The sequence below is a fragment of the Arthrobacter sp. SDR-2R genome, from assembly GCF_057747955.1.
Genome location: NZ_CM173231.1, coordinates 4,000,913 through 4,023,562, shown reverse-complemented (window position 1 = coordinate 4,023,562; position 22,650 = coordinate 4,000,913). Strand labels below are relative to the sequence as shown.

Annotated in this window: 20 protein-coding genes and 1 tRNA gene; 15 read left to right on the top strand and 6 right to left on the bottom strand. The window is 66.9% G+C overall.

Annotated features, from left to right (window positions below; all coding sequences use genetic code 11):
- Nucleotides 1-5 precede the first annotated feature (5 nt).
- The 8 genes from AC3ANU_RS18570 (at nucleotide 6) to AC3ANU_RS18535 (ending at nucleotide 9,008) form a co-directional block, all read left to right on the top strand.
- Nucleotides 6-683, top strand: a complete 678-nt coding sequence (locus tag AC3ANU_RS18570) for a C40 family peptidase (RefSeq protein WP_134165666.1) — start codon at nucleotides 6-8, stop codon at nucleotides 681-683.
- A gap of 163 nt (nucleotides 684-846) precedes the next feature.
- The gene (locus AC3ANU_RS18565; RefSeq protein ID WP_018769553.1) at nucleotides 847-1,614 is read left to right on the top strand and encodes an NlpC/P60 family protein; all 768 of its coding nucleotides are present in this window, start codon (nucleotides 847-849) and stop codon (nucleotides 1,612-1,614) included.
- Between the two features lie 268 nt (nucleotides 1,615-1,882).
- Nucleotides 1,883-2,383 carry an HNH endonuclease gene (locus AC3ANU_RS18560; protein WP_018769554.1) on the top strand — a complete coding sequence of 167 codons (501 nt, stop codon included), beginning with the start codon at nucleotides 1,883-1,885 and terminating at the stop codon, nucleotides 2,381-2,383.
- Between the two features lie 95 nt (nucleotides 2,384-2,478).
- Nucleotides 2,479-3,153 carry a molybdenum cofactor guanylyltransferase gene (mobA, locus tag AC3ANU_RS18555; RefSeq protein ID WP_488315047.1) on the top strand — a complete coding sequence of 225 codons (675 nt, stop codon included), beginning with the start codon at nucleotides 2,479-2,481 and terminating at the stop codon, nucleotides 3,151-3,153.
- Nucleotides 3,150-3,446, top strand: a complete 297-nt coding sequence (locus tag AC3ANU_RS18550) for a DUF6457 domain-containing protein (RefSeq protein ID WP_056331155.1) — start codon at nucleotides 3,150-3,152, stop codon at nucleotides 3,444-3,446. Before mobA ends, AC3ANU_RS18550 begins: the two co-directional genes overlap by 4 nt.
- Nucleotides 3,443-4,921 (top strand): molybdopterin molybdotransferase MoeA, encoded by a 1,479-nt coding sequence (locus AC3ANU_RS18545; RefSeq protein WP_488315046.1) that lies wholly within the window; start codon nucleotides 3,443-3,445, stop codon nucleotides 4,919-4,921. The genes AC3ANU_RS18550 and AC3ANU_RS18545 overlap by 4 nt, the downstream gene beginning before the upstream one ends.
- Nucleotides 4,922-4,971: 50 nt before the next feature.
- Nucleotides 4,972-5,850 (top strand): formate dehydrogenase accessory sulfurtransferase FdhD, encoded by an 879-nt coding sequence (fdhD, locus tag AC3ANU_RS18540; protein WP_018769558.1) that lies wholly within the window; start codon nucleotides 4,972-4,974, stop codon nucleotides 5,848-5,850.
- Between the two features lie 125 nt (nucleotides 5,851-5,975).
- Nucleotides 5,976-9,008, top strand: coding sequence for an alpha-mannosidase (locus AC3ANU_RS18535; RefSeq protein ID WP_488315045.1), 3,033 nt, complete (start codon nucleotides 5,976-5,978; stop codon nucleotides 9,006-9,008).
- Nucleotides 9,009-9,220: 212 nt separating this feature from the next.
- Here AC3ANU_RS18535 and AC3ANU_RS18530 read toward each other — a convergent pair whose 3' ends face one another.
- Both AC3ANU_RS18530 and AC3ANU_RS18525 read right to left on the bottom strand, forming a co-directional pair.
- A complete protein-coding gene (locus AC3ANU_RS18530; protein ID WP_223993896.1) occupies nucleotides 9,221-9,958 on the bottom strand; it encodes a hypothetical protein in 738 nt (245 codons plus the stop codon).
- The gene (locus AC3ANU_RS18525) at nucleotides 9,955-10,686 is read right to left on the bottom strand and encodes a hypothetical protein (RefSeq protein WP_056389121.1); all 732 of its coding nucleotides are present in this window, start codon (nucleotides 10,684-10,686) and stop codon (nucleotides 9,955-9,957) included. Before AC3ANU_RS18525 ends, AC3ANU_RS18530 begins: the two co-directional genes overlap by 4 nt.
- A 250-nt stretch (nucleotides 10,687-10,936) precedes the next feature.
- Here AC3ANU_RS18525 and AC3ANU_RS18520 point away from each other — a divergent pair, with 250 nt between their 5' ends.
- Together AC3ANU_RS18520 and AC3ANU_RS18515 are read left to right on the top strand one after the other, a co-directional pair.
- On the top strand, nucleotides 10,937-12,604 hold the full coding sequence (locus tag AC3ANU_RS18520; RefSeq protein ID WP_223993900.1) for an ABC-F family ATP-binding cassette domain-containing protein: 1,668 nt from the start codon (nucleotides 10,937-10,939) through the stop codon (nucleotides 12,602-12,604).
- Complete coding sequence (locus AC3ANU_RS18515; RefSeq protein ID WP_223993902.1) at nucleotides 12,601-14,514, top strand: ABC transporter ATP-binding protein; 1,914 nt, start codon at nucleotides 12,601-12,603, stop codon at nucleotides 14,512-14,514. Before AC3ANU_RS18520 ends, AC3ANU_RS18515 begins: the two co-directional genes overlap by 4 nt.
- 10 nt (nucleotides 14,515-14,524) lie before the next feature.
- Here AC3ANU_RS18515 and AC3ANU_RS18510 read toward each other — a convergent pair whose 3' ends face one another.
- The 3 genes from AC3ANU_RS18510 to AC3ANU_RS18500 all read right to left on the bottom strand — a co-directional run bounded on the left by AC3ANU_RS18510 (nucleotide 14,525) and on the right by AC3ANU_RS18500 (nucleotide 15,527).
- Nucleotides 14,525-14,962, bottom strand: a complete 438-nt coding sequence (locus AC3ANU_RS18510; RefSeq protein WP_142068542.1) for an NUDIX hydrolase — start codon at nucleotides 14,960-14,962, stop codon at nucleotides 14,525-14,527.
- On the bottom strand, nucleotides 14,959-15,453 hold the full coding sequence (locus AC3ANU_RS18505; RefSeq protein WP_223993904.1) for a DUF6314 family protein: 495 nt from the start codon (nucleotides 15,451-15,453) through the stop codon (nucleotides 14,959-14,961). Before AC3ANU_RS18505 ends, AC3ANU_RS18510 begins: the two co-directional genes overlap by 4 nt.
- A 1-nt stretch (nucleotide 15,454) precedes the next feature.
- Nucleotides 15,455-15,527, bottom strand: a tRNA-Arg gene (locus AC3ANU_RS18500).
- Between the two features lie 83 nt (nucleotides 15,528-15,610).
- On the opposite strand from AC3ANU_RS18500, the gene AC3ANU_RS18495 reads away from it, so the two are divergent.
- Nucleotides 15,611-16,384, top strand: coding sequence for a DUF998 domain-containing protein (locus AC3ANU_RS18495; protein ID WP_223993906.1), 774 nt, complete (start codon nucleotides 15,611-15,613; stop codon nucleotides 16,382-16,384).
- Here AC3ANU_RS18495 and AC3ANU_RS18490 read toward each other — a convergent pair.
- A complete protein-coding gene (locus AC3ANU_RS18490; protein ID WP_056389110.1) occupies nucleotides 16,381-17,007 on the bottom strand; it encodes a hypothetical protein in 627 nt (208 codons plus the stop codon). The genes AC3ANU_RS18495 and AC3ANU_RS18490 overlap by 4 nt on opposite strands.
- 32 nt (nucleotides 17,008-17,039) lie before the next feature.
- On the opposite strand from AC3ANU_RS18490, the gene AC3ANU_RS18485 reads away from it, so the two are divergent.
- From AC3ANU_RS18485 to sucC, 4 genes are all read left to right on the top strand, one after another.
- On the top strand, nucleotides 17,040-17,870 hold the full coding sequence (locus tag AC3ANU_RS18485) for an inositol monophosphatase family protein (protein WP_134165632.1): 831 nt from the start codon (nucleotides 17,040-17,042) through the stop codon (nucleotides 17,868-17,870).
- A gap of 90 nt (nucleotides 17,871-17,960) precedes the next feature.
- Nucleotides 17,961-20,516: a DNA helicase PcrA gene (gene pcrA, locus AC3ANU_RS18480; protein WP_223993908.1), complete on the top strand. Its 2,556-nt coding sequence runs from the start codon at nucleotides 17,961-17,963 to the stop codon at nucleotides 20,514-20,516.
- A 20-nt stretch (nucleotides 20,517-20,536) separates the two neighbouring features.
- Entirely contained in the window at nucleotides 20,537-21,253 is a 717-nt protein-coding gene (locus AC3ANU_RS18475) for a hypothetical protein (RefSeq protein ID WP_026265816.1), read from the top strand.
- Nucleotides 21,254-21,478: 225 nt separating this feature from the next.
- Nucleotides 21,479-22,648, top strand: a complete 1,170-nt coding sequence (gene sucC, locus AC3ANU_RS18470; protein ID WP_018769571.1) for an ADP-forming succinate--CoA ligase subunit beta — start codon at nucleotides 21,479-21,481, stop codon at nucleotides 22,646-22,648.
- The last annotated feature ends 2 nt before the right edge of the window (nucleotides 22,649-22,650 follow it).

Genomic DNA, 22,650 nt, shown 5'->3' with positions numbered 1-22,650 from the left:
ACGCCATGTCCAAGGCCGTCAGCGCAAATGCCGGGACCGTAGGCCGCCAGGCTGCCGTTGTGGCAGCGGCTTCCGGCCTCATCCTGAGCATGGGCCTGCCCGCCACGGCAGCTGACACCACGGCCGGTGTCTCTGCCTCCACCGAGTCCGGCTCGTCCCAGGCAGCCCTCGCTGTCACGGCCGCACCCACGGCCACGGTGTCCTTCGAGCGTCCGGTCGTCAAGACCACCGCTGCTCCGAAGGTGGAAGCGGTGCGTACCCAGTCCACGGCCTCGGCGAACCGCGCCACCACTGCAGGCCAGGAGGCGTCTCCGGCCGCCAAGACGGCGGAGACCGTATCCGCTGCGGCAACCTCGGGCATCGCTGCCATCGCCTACACCGGCATCGGCCACTCCTACGTGTGGGGCGGCACCAGCCCGGTCACCGGCTGGGACTGCTCCGGGTTCGTGCAGTGGGTTTACGCCCAGGCCGGAATCAGCATCCCCCGCACCAATGCGTGGAGCATCATGACTCCCACCTCCACCCCGCAGCCGGGTGACCTGGTTGTCCAGAACGGTGGCGCGCACGTCGGCATCTACGTCGGCAACGGCATGATGATCAGCGCACTCAACCCCTCCCAGGGCACGCTGCTCCACTCGCCTGCAGCCACTGGCACCTCCTCGTACTACCACTACGGCAACTAGTTCTTGGGCTTAACGCTCCAAGGGCTATTTCTTTGCCCAAGGCTTTTTCGCTAGAAACCACATCCCCGTTCGGGACGCGCCGACGTACCCCCAAGATGCCGGCGCGTCCAACAACCTTCGCCTGCCTACAAGCGGTTTGAGGGAAAAACGAAAGAGAGAACTGATGACGACTCGTGCCACCGCACGGCATCGCGCCGAGGTCACCAAAACCAACTCGATCGCTGTTATTGCAAAGGCCGTCAGCGACAACGCAGGCGGCATGGGCCGCCAGGCTGCGGTTATCGCTGCCGCTTCCGGCCTGGTCCTGACCAGCGGCATCGCGGCCAACGCTGCCGACGCCAACGTCAAGCGTGATTCCGCTCCGGCGTCCGCACTGGAAGTTGAATCCGCAATCGACGCCCCGATTTCCGCGGCTTCCACCATCGCCATCAGCTACGAGAAGCCCGCTGTCACCACCACGCCGGCTCCCGTCGCCGAGCCTGAGCCCCAGGTCGAGGTGCAGGAAGCTGCTCCTGCCGCCGAGCCCGTTGCGGCTCCCAAGGTCACCGCCAAGGTTGCCACCGCTGCTGCTCCGGCCGCTCCCGCTGCCCAGGCTTCCGCCAGCGGCAAGGGCGCTGCAATCCTCTCGGCCGCCTACGCCCAGCTCGGCGTTATGCAGGACTGCACCATGCTGGTCACCAACTCGCTGGCCGCCGTCGGCATCCACTTCCATGACTGGCCCGCCGGCTACCTGTCCCTGGGCCGCACCGTGAGTGCAGCCGAAGCGCAGCCGGGCGACCTGATCTACTACGCTGACGGCGGCGCGGGCATGGCCCACATTGCTGTCTACGCCGGAAACGGCATGGCAGTCCACGGCGGCTACAACGGAAACCAGACTGTGGTCTTCAGCGCAAACGTGGGTTCCGGCCCCGTGTTCATCCGCGTCAACTAAGCATCCCAAGGCAGGCCTGAACGGCCGCAGGCCTGGCAATGCCCCCAAGGACCCCCGCCATCCCGGTGGGGGTCCTTCGCGCTTAATCGGCCCGCGCCGCCCGCGGCCGACCCTCCCGCGGTGTCCAGCCGTTGTCCTGCTCCAGAGTGGCGATTACCCGATTCTGCACTTCTTTGTTTACTCTTGTGATGTCGATCCATAGCCCGGACATGCCGAGGGCAGCCGGCCCTCGTGCCCCTGACGGGTGCGGCCGTGAAGAGGTAAGTGCATGCGCACTCTCGTTCTGAATGCTGGATATGAACCGCTGGCGGTTATTACTTTCCGCCGGGCGCTGGTGCTTGTGCTCACGGGCAAGGCAAGTGTGGTGGCCGAAGGTGACGACCCCGTGGTGGGCCCTACTGACATTCTGGGCCGCCCGTCCGTGATCCTCCTCAACCGCTACATCCGGCCCCGGTACAACCACTCCACGGCCGTCAGCCGCAGGGGCGTACTCCGGCGCGACGGGCATAAATGCGCCTACTGCGGGAAAGCGGCGCACACCATTGACCATGTTCACCCCAAGTCCCGGGGCGGGGCCGATTCGTGGGAGAACCTGGTGGCCGCCTGCCTGCGCTGCAACAACGTCAAGGGCGACCACACTCCAGCCGAGATGGGATGGACCCTGCGGTTCGTGCCCGAACCGCCGCACGGAACCATCTGGCAGATCAAGGAACTGGAGAAGCCCACGCCGGCCTGGGACCCCTTCCTGCTTCCGGAACGCGCTGCCTGACACCCCGCGCTGCCTGAGTTGCCGTGATGCTCCGGTGCGCCGGATGTTCTGACCCGCAGTGCGGCCCCTACGCTGCCGGTCGCTAGGCTGGGGGAGTGGAAGTGAACGGGCTTGCCTTTGATGCCGTGATCCTGGCCGGGGGGAGGTCATCGCGGCTGGGCGGCGTACCCAAGCAGTCGCTCGTCTTCCAAGGCCAATCCCTCCTCGAACGCGCTGTCGCTGCCGCCGCGGGGGCCCGGCATGTGGCAGTTGTGGGCGAGATGGCTTCCCTGCCAATCTGGCCTCCCAACCTGCTGAGCTGCAGGGAGCAGCCGCACTTCGCGGGCCCGGCGGCAGCCATAGCGGCCGGGCTGGATGCGCTGGCGGACATCGGCGAGGGTGCGCCCTACCTCCTGGTGCTGGCCTGCGACATGCCGCTGGCATCCCAAGCGGTGGCAGCGCTTCAGGAAGCTTTGCAGATGTCCACGGCGGCGGACCCGGCAAATGTCATGGCTGCCGAAGGCGACCGCCCACAGCCACTGGTGGGTTTTTACCGCACGCCTGAGTTAACAAAGGCGTGCAGGGACCTCGCTGCCCGCGGGGCGCTGGTCAACGGCTCTGTCAGGTCGCTCCTTGCTAATCTGGACGTGCAGCTTGTCACAGTCCCTGCCGGGTCCACCTCTGATGTGGATACCTGGGATGACGCTGCCGCGCTGGGGATTGCCGCCGGGAACCAGAGCGAACGCCAGGACCGGCAGACGGGCGGAGCAAACGTGGGAGGCAATACGTGAAGAGCCAGGACGAAACACTGGAAGAGTGGTGCAGGGCACTTCTCCAGGCGTACAAGCTTGAGGACGTCCAGGTGGACGTCAACGCGGTGCTGGCGCTTGCGGGCGTCGCCGCCCATGCTGTGGTCCGGCCAGCCGCTCCGCTCACCACTTTCATCGCCGGGTTCGCTGCGGGCCTGGCTGCGGCTCCCGGCAGGGAGATGGACGCTGAATCAATGGATGCGGCCCTGGCCGTTGCCCGCACACTGGCAAAGGACTACGAGGCCGAGGCTGCCGCCGGGACTCCCGGCGAATGACCGCGGAACCCCAAAGCGATCCGGAGGCGCCACCTGGCAGCGAAGCGGAAGGGCCGGCCGGCATAGCTGGACCCGGACCCACTGAACCCGGAACCACTGACTCCGGCGCAGTCCAAGCCGGGACGGCGGAAGCAGGGCATGCGGGCCAGCACCATGCTGCCCACACGTGGGAAGAGGCCCGGCAGGCGGCGTTCGACGCCGCAACCCCCATTCCTCCCGGACCAGTGGCACTGCGTATCGCGTTGGGCCGCAAACTGGACCAGGACATCGTGGCCCTCCAGGACATGCCCCACTATGCGTCCTCGGCCATGGACGGCTGGGTAGTCAACGGAAGCGGCCCCTGGATCCCGGTGGAACCCGGCACCCGGCTGGCACCGCACCAGGCCAGCCCCATCGCCACCGGCGGCCTGATCCCTGCAGGCGGCAAGGCAGTGCTTCGCACCGAGAGCGCAGTCCTTGGCCAGGACGATGAAGGACTCCCACTCCTGATGACCGGAGGCAAGGCCCGCCCGGGCGAGCCCCGCGCGGGAGAGCACATCAGGAAAGCCGGGGAGGAAGCCCTGGAAGGGGACATCCTGGTCAAGGCGGGGGTGGAGCTCAATCCCGCCCACCTGGCACTTGCCGCGCTGGCAGGCTACGACGATGTGCAGGTCCAGGGAAAGCCCGTGGTGCGCCTGGTCCTGACCGGGTCCGAAGTGGTGGAACACGGCACGCCGGCCCCGGGCCAGGTGCGCGACACCTTCGGCCCGCAGCTGCCGGATGTCGTCGCCATGCTGGGCGGCATACCCGTCGGGCAGCAGCGGATCGGCGACTCCTATGACGAATGGCTTGCGGCGCTCGAGGACGTGCTGCCGGAGGTGCCGGACGCGCCGGACCTGCCGGCCGACGTCGTCATTACTACCGGTGGCACCGGGCGCTCGGGAACGGACCACCTCCGCAGGGCAGTGGCCGAACTCGGCGGCCGGCTCATCATCGATGGCGTGGCCATGCGGCCCGGCCACCCCGCCGTGCTCGCCGAACTGCCCGACGGACGCTTCGTTTTGGGGCTTCCCGGCAACCCGCTCGCGGCCATGATGGCCCTTTCCACTGTGGGGGCCCCGCTGCTGGCCGCACTGGGGCACCGTCCCATGCCGGCGGTGGAGGAGGTGCCGTGCGGGACCATGATCGAGCCGGACCCCGGGCGTACCCGGCTGATGCCGTTCCGGCTGCTGTACGGCATGGCGTCCCCGGCGCAGCATACGGGGCCAGGGATGATGCGCGGGCTCGCCGCCGCGGACGGTGTGCTGGTAGTGCCACCGCACGGCGTGCAGCTCGGCGAGCCGGTGCCCGCGTTGGCCCTGCCATGGGGGCCGCCAATACCTCCTACCCAGGACGGCCCGGCCAAAGCCAAACCAAGAAGCGCCGCACGGACAGGCCAGCCCAAGGGTAAGCCGGCACCCAGCGGACCCGTGGACTGGAGCGCCCTCCTGGGCTGAGGCGGCCCCTGTTGGTGCCATGATGGAGTAATGAACAAGCAGGGTGGAACATGGGACGCGTAACCCAGCGCCGCAAGGTGCACAAGTATGTCCTGGACGGTTCGCCGGGAGCCCTGGAGTACCCGGTCCGCCACCGCGAAGACGTCCTCGCCGTCGAGGAACCGCTGGAGATCCGGCTGGGAAAGCTTTCCTATTCGGTCACCATGCGAACCCCGGGGGACGACTTTGACCTGGTGGCTGGATTCCTGGTGTCCGAGGGGGTCATATGGGCCCCCGAACAGCTGGTTTCGCTGCGATTCTGTGCCGGCGAGGACGAGAACGGTGTCCAGACATTCAACGTGGTGGAGGCCCAGCTGCGGCCGGATGTGCCAGTTCCCGACACCGGCCGCAACGTCTACACGTCCAGCTCCTGCGGCATCTGTGGAACGGACTCCATCGAAGCTGTCCAAAAGTCCTCCCACTTCAGCCCCCGGACGGACCCGTTGACTGTGGACGCGGAAGTCCTGGCCGCCCTGCCGGGGATGTTGCGGAAGTCCCAGCGTGTCTTCGAGGACACCGGCGGCGTGCACGCGGCAGGCCTGTTCAGGATCGATGACGACGGCGAGCCGCAGCTCATGTGCCTGCGCGAGGACGTGGGACGCCACAATGCCGTGGACAAAGTGGTGGGCTGGGCACTGCGCGAGGGCCTCCTGCCTCTTACCGGAACCGTCCTCCAGGTATCTGGCAGGGCGTCCTTCGAGCTGGTCCAGAAAGCATCCCTTGCGGGCATTCCCGTCCTGGCTGCCGTGAGTGCCCCTTCCAGTCTTGCCGTGGAACTGGCCGAGGCGAACGGCTTGACGCTGGCGGGTTTCAGCCGGCACACCAGCTTTAACGTCTACGCCGGGGACTCGCGGATCCTGCGCCCTGCACCAGCCGTGCCCAGTGGCTAGGAGGGCCAATGCACGGCTGGGACGTGGCTGCCCGGGCAAGGGGGTTGGTTGCAATGCTGCCGGAGGGTAGATTTGTCCATCGAATGGACGCGATGATCCAGCCCCGAGCCTAAAGAGGACTTATTTTGCATGACGACCGCAGGATCACGGAAGTCCGCCTGGCCAGGTTTGTGCGCGAGCGCATCGCCCCTGCCGTCTACAGCCGGACGGTCCCGCTTGCCCTGAGCAGTTGGGACGCCCCCGGTGAACCGGTCCCCGCGCTCGAAGCGATGCGGCAGGAGTTCCAGCCGCAGGAGCACGGCGCCGCCTGGGGCCGGCCGTGGGGGACCACCTGGCTCCGGCTGCAAGGGGAGGTGCCGGAATCCTGGGGCGGCGGCCCGGAAACCACCGTGGAGGTGGTGGTGGATCTTGGGTTCACCACCGAAGCGCCCGGGTTTCAGTGCGAGGGCATCGCCTGGCGGCCTGACGGGACCATCATCAAGGCCATCTCACCCCGCAACCAGTACATTCCCCTGAAGCTGCTGGGCGGCGGCATGGCCGTGGACTTCTACGTGGAGGCGGCCGCGAACCCGGACATGGCGCAAGGCTGGACCTTTGCCGCCACCCCGCTGGGAGACAAGGCGACCGCCGGGGGAGCACCCCAGTACCGGCTGGGCAACATCGCCATCGCTGAACTCAACCAGTGCGTGTGGGAACTCCAGCAGGACGTGTGGACGCTGGCCGGCCTCATGGAACAACTCCCCCTGGAGCTTCCCCGCCGCCATGAGATCCTCCGGGCCTTCGAACGCATGATGGATGTGATGGACCCTGACGATGTTGCCGGGACCGCGCCGGCAGGACGGCAGGAGCTCGCCGAAGTCCTTGCCCGCCCCGCCTACGCTTCCGCGCATCAACTGGTTGCTACGGGCCATGCCCACATCGACTCGGCCTGGCTCTGGCCGGTCCGTGAAACCATCCGCAAATGCGCCCGGACGTTCTCCAACGTGGTGGCACTGATGGATGAAGACCCGACTTTCGTCTTCTCCTGTTCGTCCGCGCAGCAGCTGGCATGGATCAAGGAGCTGTACCCGGAGCTGTACAGCCGGATCCGGGAAAAGGTCCGGGCAGGCCAGTTCGTGCCCGTCGGCGGCATGTGGGTGGAATCGGATACCAACATGCCCGGCGGCGAAGCCATGGCGCGGCAGTTCGTGGAGGGCAAGGGCTTCTTCCTGGCGGAGTTCGGCATTGAGTGCAGGGAGGCGTGGCTCCCGGACTCGTTTGGATACAGTGCCGCCCTGCCCCAGATCGTAAAAGCCGCGGGCAGCCGCTGGTTCCTTACCCAAAAGATCTCCTGGAACCAGACAAACAGGATGCCGCACCACACCTTTAATTGGGAGGGAATCGACGGCACCCGGCTGTTCACCCACTTTCCGCCGGTGGACAGCTACAACTCGGACCTCAGCGGCAGGGACCTTGCCCACGCCGAGCGCAACTACCGGGACCACGGCCGCGGAACGGTGTCGTTGGTGCCTTTCGGCTATGGCGACGGCGGCGGCGGACCCACCCGCGAAATGCTTGCGGCGGCTGCCCGCACCGCGAATCTGGAGGGATCGCCCAGGGTCAGGATCGGCTCTGCGGAGAGTTTCTTCCGGCAGGCCGAGGAAGACTACCCGGCACTGCCTGTCTGGGTGGGCGAAATGTACCTGGAGTTGCACCGCGGCACGTACACCAGCCAGGCGCGGACCAAGAAGGGCAACCGGCGCAGCGAGCACCTGCTGCGTGAAGCGGAACTGTGGTGTTCCACGGCTGCAGTCCGGTCGGCCGGCGCATACGACTATCCGGATGCCGAGCTCAAGCGGCTCTGGCAACTGGTACTGCTGCAGCAGTTCCACGACATCCTTCCCGGCAGCTCCATTGCCTGGGTCCACCAGGACGCCGAGCGTAACTACCAGGCCATCGAAACGGCGCTTGAAGCAATCATCAGCCAGGCAGCTGCCGCCATGCTGGGCTCCGGGGACCGGCAGTTCCTGCTTAACGCTGCGCCGCACGCAAGGAATGGAGTGCCCGCCCTTGCGGCAGCGGAACCGACGCCGCTCCCTGGGCCGGTGCTCGCCACGCCACACCACGGCGGCTACATCCTGGACAACGGGATTATCCGGGTCGAGGTGGACGCCGATGGACTCCTCGCGTCCCTGCGTGACTACGCCACCGGACGAGAGGCCATCGCCCCTGGCCAGCGCGGCAACCTGCTGGAACTGCACCGCGACACCCCCAACGAATGGGACGCCTGGGACATCGACGAGTTCTACCGCCGCAATGTCACTCCGCTGGTCCACGCGGAGTCGGTCCGGCTGGCCAATGAAGACGGCAGCGCCGTGGTGGTGGTGGAACGGCTGGCAGGGAGCTCGCCGCTGACCCAGCGCATCACATTGGCCCCCGGCAGCCCGTCACTGGAAATCACCACGGCCGTGGACTGGCAGGAGCGCGAAAAGCTGCTGAAACTCGGCTTTGCCCTCGACGTGCGGGCAGACCGGTCAGCTGCCGAAACACAGTTCGGCCACGTCTTCAGGCCCACCCACACCAACACCTCCTGGGAAGCCGCGAAGTTCGAAATCTGTGCCCACCGGTGGATCCACGTGGGGGAGCCCGGTTACGGGGTGGCGGTGGCCAACTCCTCCACGTACGGCCACGACGTGGGCAGAAGCATCAGGGAATCCGACGGCGGAACCACTACTACGGTGCGCCTGTCCCTGCTGCGGGCTCCTAAGTTCCCCGACCCCGACGCCGACCGCGGACACCAGGAGTTGACGGTGACCATCCGCCCAGGTGCTGACATTGCGGCCGCCGTCCAGGAAGGGTACCGCACCAACCTGGCGCCCCGGCTGGTCAGCGGCGGCACCGCGGTGGAGCCGCTCTTCTCCGTCAGCAATCCGGCCCTGGTCATTGAAGCGGTGAAGCTGGCCCAGGACGGATCGGGCGATGTGGTGGTCCGGCTCTATGAGTCGTTGGGGCAGCGGTCCGTGGGAACTCTCACAGCCAACTTCCCTGTCAATGGCGTGGTGCCGACGGATCTCCTGGAGCGTGCCGCCGAGGCGCCCGGAATTGTTCCGGCAGATACCGGTGCCGAGCTCGCGCTCCGGCCGTTCCAGTTGGTGACATTGAGGTTTGCCAGGAAATAGGATCAGTGTCCCTTGGGGGCCATGGTCCTTAAATAGGCTGAGTGGGGGCGGTCCCCAACGATCCGCCACCACTCATCCCCCCAATGCGTGCAAAGGCCCCCGGGGCGGCCGGCGCTTTGGAATTTATCCCCGTTCGAAAACGCTTGGCAGCCCCGCCTTCACACATTCATGATTGTTTCACATTCTAATGTTTTTGTGAAAGCGCACGAAGGTTACATTTCGGTAGATGTCCTCCGGCGTGCCGCGCCGCGCGCATTGACCATTTTGGCGACCCAGATTAATGCCAGCCCGACGACGAAGCACAGCACGGCCGTGTAGTTAATAAGGAACTCTATCTGGCCAAGGGTGGGCGGGATAAGAGGGAAAGACAAACTCAGGCCCGTGGCTACGGCACCAAGACCCAGCAGCCCCGCGGCAACCCGGACCAGGGCGGGAAGCCGGCCGAAGACTGCACGCACCATTGCCGGCAGCAAAGCCAACGTGATGTAGGCGGGGTAAGCCCGGCCGGCGGCCCCGTAATACTCCAGTAAGGCAGAGTTCCAGGGATCCGTACCCACAACCCCTGTCAGCCCGGCCGACGACCCGCTAGTGCCCATCATGAAGAACAGCGTCACCATGACAACGGAAATGACCGCAAGGACCGAAACCCCGGCCCTTCCGGTTATGAGCCTGTACGCATCCCTTGCACCGAAGCCCCTGGAAACGCGGATACCCATGAAGAAGATGGCGCCGAAAATGACGAAGCGCAGCAACAGGTTGGCCAGGTTGATCCCGCCCAGCGCCTGGTCGATGACGATGTACGGCCCCTGGATGCTCAACAGGATGGCCAGGGTCATCAAGGCAAAGATGCCGAAAAGGGAGCGGTTTTCTCCTCTGAGTGTGCTGGGGACGCGGGCCACCGCAATAAGGGCGCAAATGGCCAGCGTGCTCCATTGAAGGGTTTCGATCATCCCAGGTTCTCCCAAATTTTTTCTGTCTGCGCTTGGTCCTGCTCCTGGCGGCGCAGTACTTTGCCCATTGCCTGAAGCCGGTCTCCAGCAAGGGCTGTGAGTTCTCCGTCGGTGAGGCTGTCCAGCGCCGCCTGCCGGGCACCGGGAGGCCAGCCGGCCTCCTCCTCCGTAATGATTCCCGTGGCCACCAGTCCGCCGGCGGGTCCCACTCCGGCCGCCAATGCCGTCGCTAAGGCGAGCTCCGGGGACAGCCGGTTGGCGGTCAACTGGGCGGAATAGTTTTGCGGCGCCACTCCCGTGGAGGCGGACACGCGGTGCCGGACCTCGCCGTCGTCTATGGCATCGACCCAGTTCTTCACGGAGGTGGCGTGCGGGGCAGGAGTGAGGGCGGGAGAGGCTGCTCCCCGGGCCGCGTCCATTGCGGGGCGGGCCAGGAGCGCCCGCAGGAGGTCCGGCGTGGAAATCTGGCTGACCAGCTCGCTGCGGGTGGGTGGACGCGGCGGGCTTCCCAGGGCGCTGTAGGCGTCAAACCCGGACAGTGCGTCGACGGGGTTGATGTTGTACGCGCGGCTGATGCTGACCACCGTGCTCACGGAGACTTTGCCCCGGACCAGCTGCTGGGCCAGCGTGGTCCGCTTGATTCCGGAGACCCTGCAGACGTCTGCAGTGCTGGCATCTGGCGCGATGCCTTGCAGCCAGCGCTGGAACGCCTTGGCAGGAAGGGTCATGGAGTGCTCTCTGCAGAACGGGTGGTGAGGACGATTTTACCGTGCCGTCCCCGCCCCGGCCGTGCCGCCGATTTTGCCCATGGTCCACCTTCGCCTATAGTTGATGGTCGAGCCCGCTGGTCCGTACACCCCCCAAGTCCGGACCAGCGGGTTCTTCTATGTCCTGCAGCCCCAGCGGCGCCGCGGCCCGGTTTTCGCCGCCTCTGCCGGCCGTCGGCGGCTGTCCGGGCAGCGGCGAAAGGACGATTCGATGACTGCAACCCTTGTTGCGAAGGACATCTCCGGTGGCCACGGCCACCGGGTGCTCTTTTCCGGGCTCTCGCTGACGGTTGCCCCCGGCGACGTGGTGGGCGTGGTGGGTGCCAACGGTGCCGGTAAATCGACGCTGCTGCGCCTCCTGGCCGGTGTCGACCAGCCCCAGCAGGGCTCGGTCAACCTTGCGCCGTCCGATGCCTTCGTTGGATGGCTGCCACAGGAGCACGAGCGCATTGCCGGCGAAACAGTGGCGGCCTACATTGCCCGCCGGACCGGCTGCGCGGAAGCGACCGCCGACATGGAGTCCACCGCGGAAGCACTCGGTTCCGGCGCTCCGGGGGCGGATGACGCCTACGCCCGTGCCTTTGACCGCTGGATGGCCTCCGGCGCCGCTGACCTGGACGACCGTGTCCCGGCGGTGCTGGCAGACCTCGGACTGGACGCCGGCGCCGATGCGCTGATGACGGGTCTTTCGGGCGGCCAGGCCGCCCGGGTGGCCCTGGCGGCCCTCCTGCTGAGCCGCTTCGATGTGGTGCTCCTGGACGAGCCCACCAACGACCTCGACCTCGCGGGGCTGGCCACCTTGGAGAACTTCGTAACGGGGCTGCGCGGCGGCGTGGTGCTGGTCAGCCATGACCGCGAGTTCCTGGCGCGCTGTGTGACCCGCGTCGTCGAACTTGACCTGGCACAGAACAGTGTGGCTGTCTACGACGGCGGCTACGACGCCTTCCTCGAGGAGCGCGCGGTGATGCGGCGGCACGCCCGCGAGAAGTACGAGGAGTTTGCCGCCACCAAGGCAGACCTGGTCTCGCGGGCACGGACGCAGCGGGAGTGGAGTTCGCAGGGCGTTCGCAATGCCATGAAGAAGAACCCCGACAACGACAAGATCCGGCGCGCCGCCAGTACTGAATCCTCCGAAAAGCAGGCCCAGAAGGTCCGGCAGATGGAATCCCGGATCGCCCGTCTGGACGCGGTGGAGGAGCCCCGGAAGGAATGGCAGCTCCAGTTCAGCATCGGCCAGGCACCGCGCTCCAGCGCCGTCGTCGCCACCTTGCGCAAGGCCGTGGCACGCCAGGGCGACTTCACGCTGGGACCGGTCAGCCTCCAGCTCAACGGCGGCGAGCGCGTGGGCATCACCGGCCCCAACGGCGCCGGCAAATCCACCCTCCTGCGCCTGCTGCTGGGCACCCAGGCGCCGGACGACGGCGATGCCTCCATGGGTGCCTCCGTCGCCGTCGGCGAAATAGACCAGGCCCGCGGGCTGCTGGACGGCGCCCTGCCGCTGGGCGACGCTGTCGAAGCGGTGCTGGCGGACTGGAACAGTGCCGACGTTCGCACGCTCCTGGCCAAGTTCGGCCTCAAGGCGGACCACACGTCGAGGACCGTGGATTCCCTGTCACCGGGTGAGCGGACGCGGGCTGCCCTCGCGCTGCTCCAGGCCCGCGGCGTGAACCTGCTGGTGCTGGACGAACCCACCAACCACCTCGACCTGCCGGCCATAGAACAGCTGGAAGAGGCCCTTGAAAGCTACGACGGAGCGCTGCTGCTGGTCACCCACGACCGCCGGCTGCTGGAAAACGTTCGACTCGACTACCGGTGGCACCTGGAAAACGGCACGGTCCAGGAACTCCACCACACTGCAACCCAGGAGAAACAGCCATGAGCATGGACCGCGTAGCCTGGAGTTCGCTCTACAACATCAGCACCGCAAAGAGCGCTTCGAAGCCATTTTCCAAAGAGACCCTGAAGCGGGTGCTGGCCTTTGCCGCCCCCCACAAGGGCAAGCTCATCGCCTTTGTGCTCTCCTCCATTGCGGCTGCCTTCCTGGCCGTCGCCACCCCGGTGCTTGCCGGCAAGGTGGTTGACGCCATCATCGCCAAGACCGGCGTTGACACGGTCATCTGGCTGGCAGTGCTGATCGCCATCGTGGCCGTCGGTGAGGCCGGGGTGGGGCTCTTGACCCGCTGGCTGTCCTCGACCATCGGCGAAGGCGTCATCGTGGACCTGCGCACGCGGGTGTTCGACCACGTGCAGCGGATGCCCATTGCCTTCTTCACGCGGACCCGCACGGGCGCGCTGGTCAGCCGCCTCAACAACGATGTCATCGGCGCCCAGTCCGCCTTCGCCGGAACCCTTTCCGGGGTGGTGAGCAACTCGGTGGCGCTGGCCCTGACGCTGGCCGTGATGCTCAATACGTCGTGGCTGGTGACCGTCCTCGCCATGGTGCTGCTGCCGATCTTCCTGATTCCGGCCCGGCGCATGGGCTCCAAGCTGGCTGACCTGCGCCGGGAAGCTGCCGCGCACAACGCCGCCATGGGCACCCAAATGACCGAGCGGTTCTCGGCGCCGGGCGCAACCCTGGTCAAGTTGTTCGGACGGCCTGACGAGGAATCCCGCGAATTCGCTGCCCGCGCTGGCCGCGTCCGGGACATCGGCGTCCGCATGGCGATGCTGCAGTTCACCTTCGTCACGGCCCTGACCCTGGTGTCCGCGCTTGCACTGGCACTGGTGTACGGCCTGGGCGGCTGGCTTGCCCTGGGCGGCCAGCTGGCACCCGGGGATGTGGTGGTGCTGGCACTGCTGCTGACCCGGCTCTACGCTCCGCTCACGGCCCTGTCCAACGCCCGGGTGGAAGTCATGAGCGCCCTGGTCAGCTTTGAACGCGTCTTCGAGATCCTGGACCTGCAGCCGCTGATCCAGCAGAAGCCGGACGCGAAGCCCGTTCCTGCCGGCCCCGTGTCCGTCGAATTCGACAACGTCCGCTTCGCCTACCCGTCCGCGGATAAGGTCTCGCTGGCCTCGCTGGAGGAAGTCTCCACCCTGGACACCCGCGGCGGCGAGGAAGTGCTGCACGGCGTGAGCTTCCGGGTGGAACCGGGCCAGACGGTGGCGCTGGTGGGTTCCTCCGGCGCCGGCAAGTCCACCATCGCCCAGCTGCTGTCGCGGTTGTACGACGTCGACTCCGGCGCAGTGCGTCTCGGCGGCACTGCGCGGGGCACCGGGCTGGACGTGCGGGACGCCACCTTCGATTCGCTGCGGGACACCCTGGGCATGGTGACCCAGGACGGCCACCTGTTCCATGAAACCATCGCGTCCAACCTTCGGCTGGCCAAGCCCGACGCAACCGAAGAGGAAATGTGGGACGTGCTGCGGCAGGCACGGCTGGAGACGATGATCAGGTCCCTGCCGGACGGGCTGGAAACGGTGGTGGGGGAGCGCGGCTACCGGCTTTCCGGCGGCGAACGCCAGCGGCTGACCATTGCCCGGCTCCTGATCGCGCAGCCCCGCGTCGTCATCCTCGACGAGGCCACCGCTGCCCTGGACTCCACGAATGAAGCCGCCGTGCAGGCAGCCCTGGGCGCCGCACTCGAGGGGCGGACCGCCGTCGTGATTGCCCACCGGCTGTCCACCGTCCGCGCGGCCGACGCCATCCTGGTGGTCGAGGGCGGTCAAATTGTGGAACGCGGAACCCACACGGAGCTCCTGGCCGCCGGCGGCCGCTACGCCGAGCTCTACCGGACGCAGTTCGCGGAGGCCACCGCCGTGGCCCAGGAGTCCGTCCCCGAGTTCTAGGGTTGATCAGCTAAGCCTGCGCGGCTCCCGGGACTGCCCGGGCGGCCAGCAGGGGCAGGATGTGGTCCGTCAGCAGTGGCGCCAGGTCCCGGGCCTGTCCGGCGCCGGAAGCCAGGACGTCCAGGTCCAGCCAGCGGATCTCGGCAATCTCAGCTGAAGGGTGTGCTGACCAGGTGCCCGGAGCGGTAAAGACGGTGGCTTCAATGTCAGTGGCGGCCTCGTTGGCTGCGTCGGCGATCCACACGCCCATCAACACCAGTTCGCGCGGGTCGATGGTGATGCCCACTTCTTCCTCAAGCTCCCGGGCTGCGGCCTGCACAGCTGTCTCGCCCGGTTCCGGCTTGCCGCCCGGGTGCATGAACATGGTGGTGCCGCGCTTCCGCACGGTCAGCAGGCGGCCGGTGTGGTCGAACACGCAGACGGCGGAAACCACGATGCGGTGTTTCATGCCGGTGCCTGCGTCCGCACCAGGTGTGAAGTCAGCAGCAGGTCCTTGCGCGGACCGGTGACATCCCAGCTGTAGCTGAAGTGGTCAGGGTCCTCCAAGGTGTAGGTCACCCGGTAGGTATCGGGATCACACCAGTGGCTGTCCAGGTTGGCTTCCGGCGTGAAGCTCATCCGGTGGAAGGGGCGGCCGTCGGGGAAGAAGAAGTCCAGCGCGTCAGGGCGCCCGGTGGTCCGCAGCAGGTACTCGCGTGAGGCGGGGCCGGAAAAAGCAGGCCAGCGCATGGTGCCTTCCTCACGGAAGGCCACGCCGTCGTCGTCCGTGGGGATGAAAAGGACGACGCCGGAAAAGGTTCCGCGGGTGCCCTCCGACCTGTCCAGCAGGTCGCGCTCCACCAGCCAGCGGCCCGGGTGGGTGTTGTGGCTTGCGGCGCCGGCCGGCTGGTTGCCCAGGAGGTAGGCGCGGAGGCTGGGCTCCGGGACACGGGAGTTCAAGTGCCCTCGATTGGAATCGAACCAACGACACCGGCTTTAGGAGAGCCGTGCTCTATCCACTGAGCTACGAGGGCGGGCATCCGGTGGTTCGGCGGGGCCGGTCCGTCCGGACACGGTTACAAGCATACAAGGTGCCGGGCCGTACTACGCTCATGGCATGAGTCCAGCCCCCACTGCCGCTCCCGCCGCCGCCTTCATTCCGAACGTTGCGTCCACCCGGCAGTACATCGGGGCCTGGGCAATCCTGAGCGTGCTGCAGTATTTCGCCGCGGAGGCAGCCGTGGCCATGGCGTGGTCCGGACCCCGTCCCTACGACCTGCGGACCGGGTACATCAGTGACCTCGGTGCCCTCCACTGCGGGACGTTCTCAGGCCGGGACGTCTGCTCACCCCTGAACTGGCTGATGAATGCCTCGTTCGTGGTCCAGGGCCTTGGCCTGCTGGTGGGGGCGGTGATGCTGACGTCCGGGCTGCTGCGCGTGGGTGCCCGCCCCGGGACCAGGGTCGGCTGGGGCCGCAGGGGACCCTGGCTCGCGGCCGCCGCGGTCCGGCTGCTCACCGGAGCCGCCGGGGCAGGGACGGTGGTTGTGGGCCTGGTCCCGGAGGACGCCGGCTCACCCTGGCATTATGCCGGCGCCGTCACGTACTTCGTGACGGGTGGTGCGGCCCTGCTGGTCCTGGGACTCCTGTGGCTCCGGAAGACCGGGATGGCGTGGTTCCTGGTGGCCTGCGGCGGCGTGTCACTGGCCGCGGTGGCAACCGGCGGGCTTACCCGCATGATGGTTCCCGAGCCCGGGACGCTGGAACGGCTCATGGGGTACCCCGTGACAGTGGGCATGGCCGCCGCCGGGCTGGTCATTGCACAGCGGGTGCACCGGCACCGGAAGGAACAGCGGGCGGCGGCTGCGGCGGCCCGGGTAACTGCCGGCTAGGTCTCGTTCCGTTTCCGGCTGTTCAGGAACACAGCCGCGGCCCCGGCCAGGAGGCTCAACACCAAAAGCACCCACCCCGCCACCGTGAGGCCGGACGCCAGGGCAACCTGGCCGGCGTCGGGACCTTCCGAGGCCATCATGGCGTCTATGGCCACGTTCCCCCACAACCGGACCACAACGAACAGCATGGGCAAGGCCCACAACGCCCAGCGCAGCCCCTTCCGTGCCACATTGGTCCCAATGAGCAGCAGCCACGTGAAGCCGAAGATCAGCGGGAAGAGGGTCCCCGCGGTCTTGTGGACATAGTTCAGCTGGCCCAGGGCATCGCCGTCCATCGCTGCCTGCAGGCGGCCGATGTAGCCGGGATCGAACCCGCCCACCAGCGAATCGGGCATGGCCAGGCCCTTGGTGAGCTGGGTGAGCTGGTCCAGGGTCAGCAGGTGCAGGTACCAGAACAGGAACAGGCTTGCCACCACGCCGGCAACCACAATCAGGTTGCTGTTGCCCTGAGCCTTCTGCGGCGTCCGCGCCGTGGTGGGGTTCACGACAGGTGGAAGGTGGTGCTGCGGCACAACCGCTTTGTCGCCGTGCTTCTTGATCCTCTGGGCAGGGGTTTTGGCCATGGCACCATTATCCCGCCCCATAAACTGAAGCCATGACCACTGGCCGACACAGCGCAGCTGTTCTTGATCCCGCACTGGACGACTACGAACTGGCGGCCGCGCTGGTCCGCGAAGCCGGGCAACTGGCGCTCCTCATGCGCATGGCCGGCCTGCAGTCGGAACAAAAGACCTCCGTCTCGGACGTGGTGACGGCGGCGGACCACGCCGCCGAGGCCTACGTGCTGGAGCAGCTCCAACGTTGCCGGCCGGATGACGGCATCCTGGGTGAGGAAGGCGCCTCCGTCCAGGGAACCAGCGGCCGTACCTGGGTGATCGACCCCGTGGACGGCACCTACAACTTCCTGCACGGATCCACCTACTGGTGTTCCGCCATTGCCCTGAAGGACCGCGATGATGTGCTGCTGGGCGCCGTCTTCCAGCCGGAGGAGGACAAACTGTGGCTCGGCGGCCGTGACCGGCCCGCCACCCTGAACGGTGGCCTCCTCACCGGTTTCAGCGACGACGGCGGCAAACGCAACGCCACCAGCGTCGCCGAGCTTGGGGCCGCCACCTACATCCACCCCACCTGGCTGATGGATCCCATGTGCGCCATGCCCTGGCACGCGGCCGCCACCTCCGCCGCGTCCCTCCGCATGCTGGGATCCGGGTCCTGCGACCTGGGCCGTGTCGCAGACGGGCAGCTGGGGTGCTGGTTCCAGCACAGCTGCCCGGAATGGGACTGGCTGCCGGGCAAGGCGATCGTCCGGGCGGCGGGGGGCGCCGTGGACACAGTCCGCGTCAACGGGCTGGAGTGGTTCCTGGCAGGAGGAACGACGGCGGTTCAGGAGTTGCGTGCAGCCCTTCAGTCAGGCTCGGTGGCCTGAGGCGGTTGCCGGCACTGGTTCACGGGTCAGCGGCAGTAGTCCACAGGCTGGAAGGCGTTGTCGGTCCCACCGCCTAGACTTGTATGCACCATGGATATGTTGTTTGACCCGTACTCTGACGGACCGTTCAAGGCCGCTCCTGCCGCCACCGCCCGCACCAGGACGGGGCCGGAGGGCGTTGCCACCACGGCCGGGCCCGGCGGAATGCCGGCCAGCCAGGCCGGCTGGCAGCAGAACAACGGGGTCGGGCACCACCGGGACCGGGACAGCACGGACAGGCACGACGGCGGCCGGCACCAAGGCAGCCACCGCCCGGACGCTGCCCAGCTGCTGGAGGGGCTGAACCCCCAGCAGGAGGAAGCGGTCAAGCATGCCGGGCCGGCGCTGCTGATCGTCGCCGGTGCCGGATCCGGAAAGACCCGGGTGCTCAGCAACAGGATCGCGTACCTGATCGCCACCGGCCGTGCCCACCACGGCGAAATCCTGGCCATCACCTTCACCAACAAGGCCGCCGCGGAAATGCGGGAGCGCATTGAGGCGCTGGTGGGCGGACGCGCCAAGATCATGTGGATCTCCACGTTCCATTCCTCCTGCGTGCGGATCCTGCGGCAGGAAGCGGCCAACGTCGGCCTGAAATCCAATTTCTCCATCTACGACTCCGCCGACTCCCTGCGGCTGGTCACCCAGGTCTCCAAGGCCCTGGACCTGGACCCCAAAAAGTTTGCGCCCAAGGCCATCCAGCACAAGATCTCGGCGTTGAAGAACGAGCTCATCGACGCCGATTCCTTTGCCTCGGCAGCCAATTACAACGACCCCTTCGAACATGCGGTCGCGGACGTTTACAAGGGCTACACCCAGCGCCTCCGGCAGGCCAACGCCATGGACTTCGACGACCTGATCGCCGAGACCGTCTACATGTTCCGTGCCTTCCCCGCGCTCGCCGAGTCCTACCGCCGCCGGTTCCGCCACGTGCTGGTGGACGAATACCAGGACACCAACCACGCCCAGTACGCCCTGGTGCGGGAAATCGTGGGGGAGGGCCCGGGCGCGTCGGAACTCACCGTGGTGGGTGACTCGGACCAGTCCATCTACGCCTTCCGCGGGGCGGACATCCGGAACATCGTGGAGTTCGAAAAGGACTACCCGGAGGCCCGCACCATCAAGCTGGAGCAGAACTACCGGTCCACCCAAAACATCCTGAGCGCGGCGAACTCGGTCATCTCCCGCAACCCCAACCGTCCGGAAAAACGGTTGTGGACCGCCGAGGGCGAAGGCCACAAGATCATCGGCTACGTCGGCGAAAATGAGCACGACGAAGCGCAGTTCATCGCCAAGGAGATCGACCGGCTCCAGGACGAGGAGAACCTGCGCCCCGGCGATGTTGCCATCTTCTACCGGACCAACGCCCAGTCCCGCTCCATCGAAGACGTCCTGGTGCGCGTGGGCCTGCCGTACAAGGTGGTGGGCGGCACCCGCTTCTACGAGCGGAAGGAAATCAAGGACGCCCTGGCGTACCTGCGCGTCCTGGTCAACCCGGATGACGACGTCAACCTCCGCCGTGTATTGAATGAGCCCAAACGCGGCATCGGCGACCGCGCCGAAGGCGCCGTCGCGGCCCTGGCCCAGCGTGAGCGGACGTCGTTCATGGAGGCAGCCCGCCGCGCCGACCAGGCGCCCGGCATGGCCACCCGGTCCGTCAACGCCGTCCTGGGCTTCGTGAAGATGCTGGACGACCTGGCCGAGGTTGCCTCCGGATCCGGGGCGGCCGCCGCCCTGGAAGCCGTGCTGGAACAGACGGGCTACCTTGCCGCGCTGCGATCCAGCACCGATCCGCAGGACGAGTCCCGCGTGGAGAACCTGGCTGAACTCGTGGCCGTAGTTCGCGAGTACGAGCAGGAGAACCCGGAAGGAAGCCTTGGCGCGTTCCTGGAACAGGTCTCCCTGGTAGCGGACGCCGACCAGATCCCGGATGCTCCCGGCGCGGACATCGACGCCGCCGTCGCCGAGGCCAAACGGCTGGGCGTGGTGACCCTCATGACCCTGCACACGGCCAAGGGCCTGGAATTCCCCGTGGTCTTCCTGACCGGCATGGAGCACGGCCTCTTCCCGCACCAGCGCTCCGCCACCGACCCCAAGGAACTGGCCGAGGAACGACGCCTGGCGTACGTGGGACTGACCCGTGCCCGCAAGCGGCTCTACGTGACCCGGTCCGAGGTGCGCAGCATGTGGGGCCAGAGCCAGTACAACCCCGCCAGCCAGTTCCTCGAGGAAATCCCGGCGGAGCTCCTGGAATGGAAGCGTGAAGGAACCAGCAGGCAGGCCGGCGGCTGGGGCGGCGGTTCCATCGGGTCCGGCCGCTACAGCGGGTCCTTCTGGGGCGCCGGCACTGCCCGTGGCGCGGCAGCGGACTCCTCGGCGGGATTCAACGCCGACGTTCCGGCGTTCATCGCCAAGAACCGGGTGCAGCCGCAAAAGGAAATCATCGCCGTCAGCGTGGGAGACAAGGTCAACCACACCAGCTTCGGCAACGGCACGGTCCTGGCGCTTGAAGGAGCGGGGGACAAGACCGTGGCCAAGGTGAAGTTCGACGTCGGCGAGAAGCGCCTGTTGTTGCGGTACGCGCCGCTGACCAAGCTCGACGCCTAAGCCGCCCCCGGCCGGGCATAATGGAGCCCATGCGACGGAATGTCTGGGGGATGCTCGCCGCCCTTCTCCTCCTCATTGCTGTCACCGCCACGGGATGCAGCGTGACCACCAAGGACCCCTCCTACGTTCCACCGGCCCCGCTGCCGCCCATGGAACAACTGGAAAAGGCGCCCTTGGCCGACGCCAAGACATACTCCAGCGGTGGCGACGTCCTCTCCTTCATCACCGCGGACCGCACCATCGCCTGTTCATTGACGTCTGCGCGCGGGGACCACGTGAACCTGCCGTACCAGCAGAACCGCTACGGCGACGCTGCCAACAACAAGCTGCCCATTGTCCCGGTGGCCCACTGCGAGCTGGCCACCTATCAGCCTCCCCAACCCGGGGACGTTAGGGATGACTGCGCCGGAACCCACCTGGGCTACCTGGGCGGCGTGGCCCTGCTGGCCCCGGACAGTGCACGCTACGGCGAATGCCGCTCCGGCGTCACGTCGATGGAAGCGGCCTACGGACCCAAGGGGACCAAGGCCGGCCCGCTGGCCCAGCTGCCTGTGCTTGCGGACGGTCAGAACCTCGAACGGAACGGGCTGCGCTGTTCCGCCTACAACGGCGGCGTGGCGTGCGGAAACGTCTCCGCCGGCGTCGGATTCTTCATCTCCCCCGAACGTTACGAACTGGTCCCGGGCCCCGCCAAAAGCAGTGCATCCCCGCAGGCAGAGGGCCCAAAAACCCCGTAAATCCGCGGTTTTTCTACGCTCCATAGAATAGTGTGCTTACTCACATAAGAGGTAGTCTGGGACGGCCCGGTCCCTCCAAAGGACTAGAGTTCCCCATGGAGCATTACGCCGCGTGGCTCGTTTCCAGACAGGCCGCCGGTGCGTGCAATCCGCAGCCCGGTCATCGTCTTTTCGGATGGTGTCCGACTGTACAGAAACTACTTCGACGTAGAAGGACACTAAACCGTGGACCTGTTTGAATACCAGGCGCGCGATATGTTCGAGGCGCACGGTGTACCCGTGCTTGCCGGCATCGTGGCGTACACCCCAGAAGAAGCAAAGGCAGCCGCCGAGAAGATCGGCGGCGTAACCGTTGTCAAGGCACAGGTCAAGGTAGGCGGCCGCGGCAAGGCCGGCGGCGTCAAGGTGGCAAAGTCCGCCGACGAAGCGTTTGAGCACGCCACCAACATCCTGGGCATGGACATCAAGGGCCACACCGTTAACAAGGTGATGATTGCCCAGGGTGCGGACATCGCCGAGGAATACTACTTCTCCGTCCTGCTGGACCGGGCCAACCGCAACTACCTGGCCATGTGCTCGGTTGAGGGCGGCATGGAAATCGAACAGCTCGCCGTCGAACGCCCCGAAGCGCTGGCCAAGATTGCCATCGACCCCGCCGTGGGCATCGACCAGGCCAAGGCGGACGAGATCGTCGCAGCTGCAGGCTTCGCCGAGGAACTCCGCGGCCAGGTGGCAGGCGTCATCCTGAAGCTCTGGGACGTCTTCAAGAAGGAAGACGCCACCCTGGTGGAGGTCAACCCGCTGGTCAAGACCGGCAACGGTGACATCCTGGCCCTCGATGGCAAGGTTTCCCTCGACGAGAACGCCGACTTCCGCCACCCGAAGCACGCGCAGCTCGAGGACAAGGACGCAGCGGACCCGCTTGAGGCCAAGGCAAAGGCGCAGGACCTCAACTACGTCAAGCTCGACGGCGAAGTAGGCATCATCGGCAACGGCGCCGGCCTGGTCATGTCCACCCTCGACGTCGTGGCCTACGCCGGCGAGAACCACGGCAACGTCAAGCCCGCCAACTTCCTGGACATCGGCGGCGGAGCCTCCGCAGAGGTCATGGCCGCAGGCCTGGACGTCATCCTGGGTGACGAGCAGGTCAAGTCCGTGTTCGTCAACGTCTTCGGTGGCATCACCGCGTGCGACGCCGTCGCCAAGGGCATCGTTGGCGCGCTGGCCGAGCTGGGCCACTCCGCCAACAAGCCGCTGGTAGTCCGCCTTGACGGCAACAACGTCGAGGAAGGCCGCCGCATCCTCACCGAGGCCAACCACCCGCTGGTAACCCTGGCCGCCACCATGGACGAGGGCGCCGACAAGGCCGCCGAGCTCGCCAACGCAGCTAAGTAAAG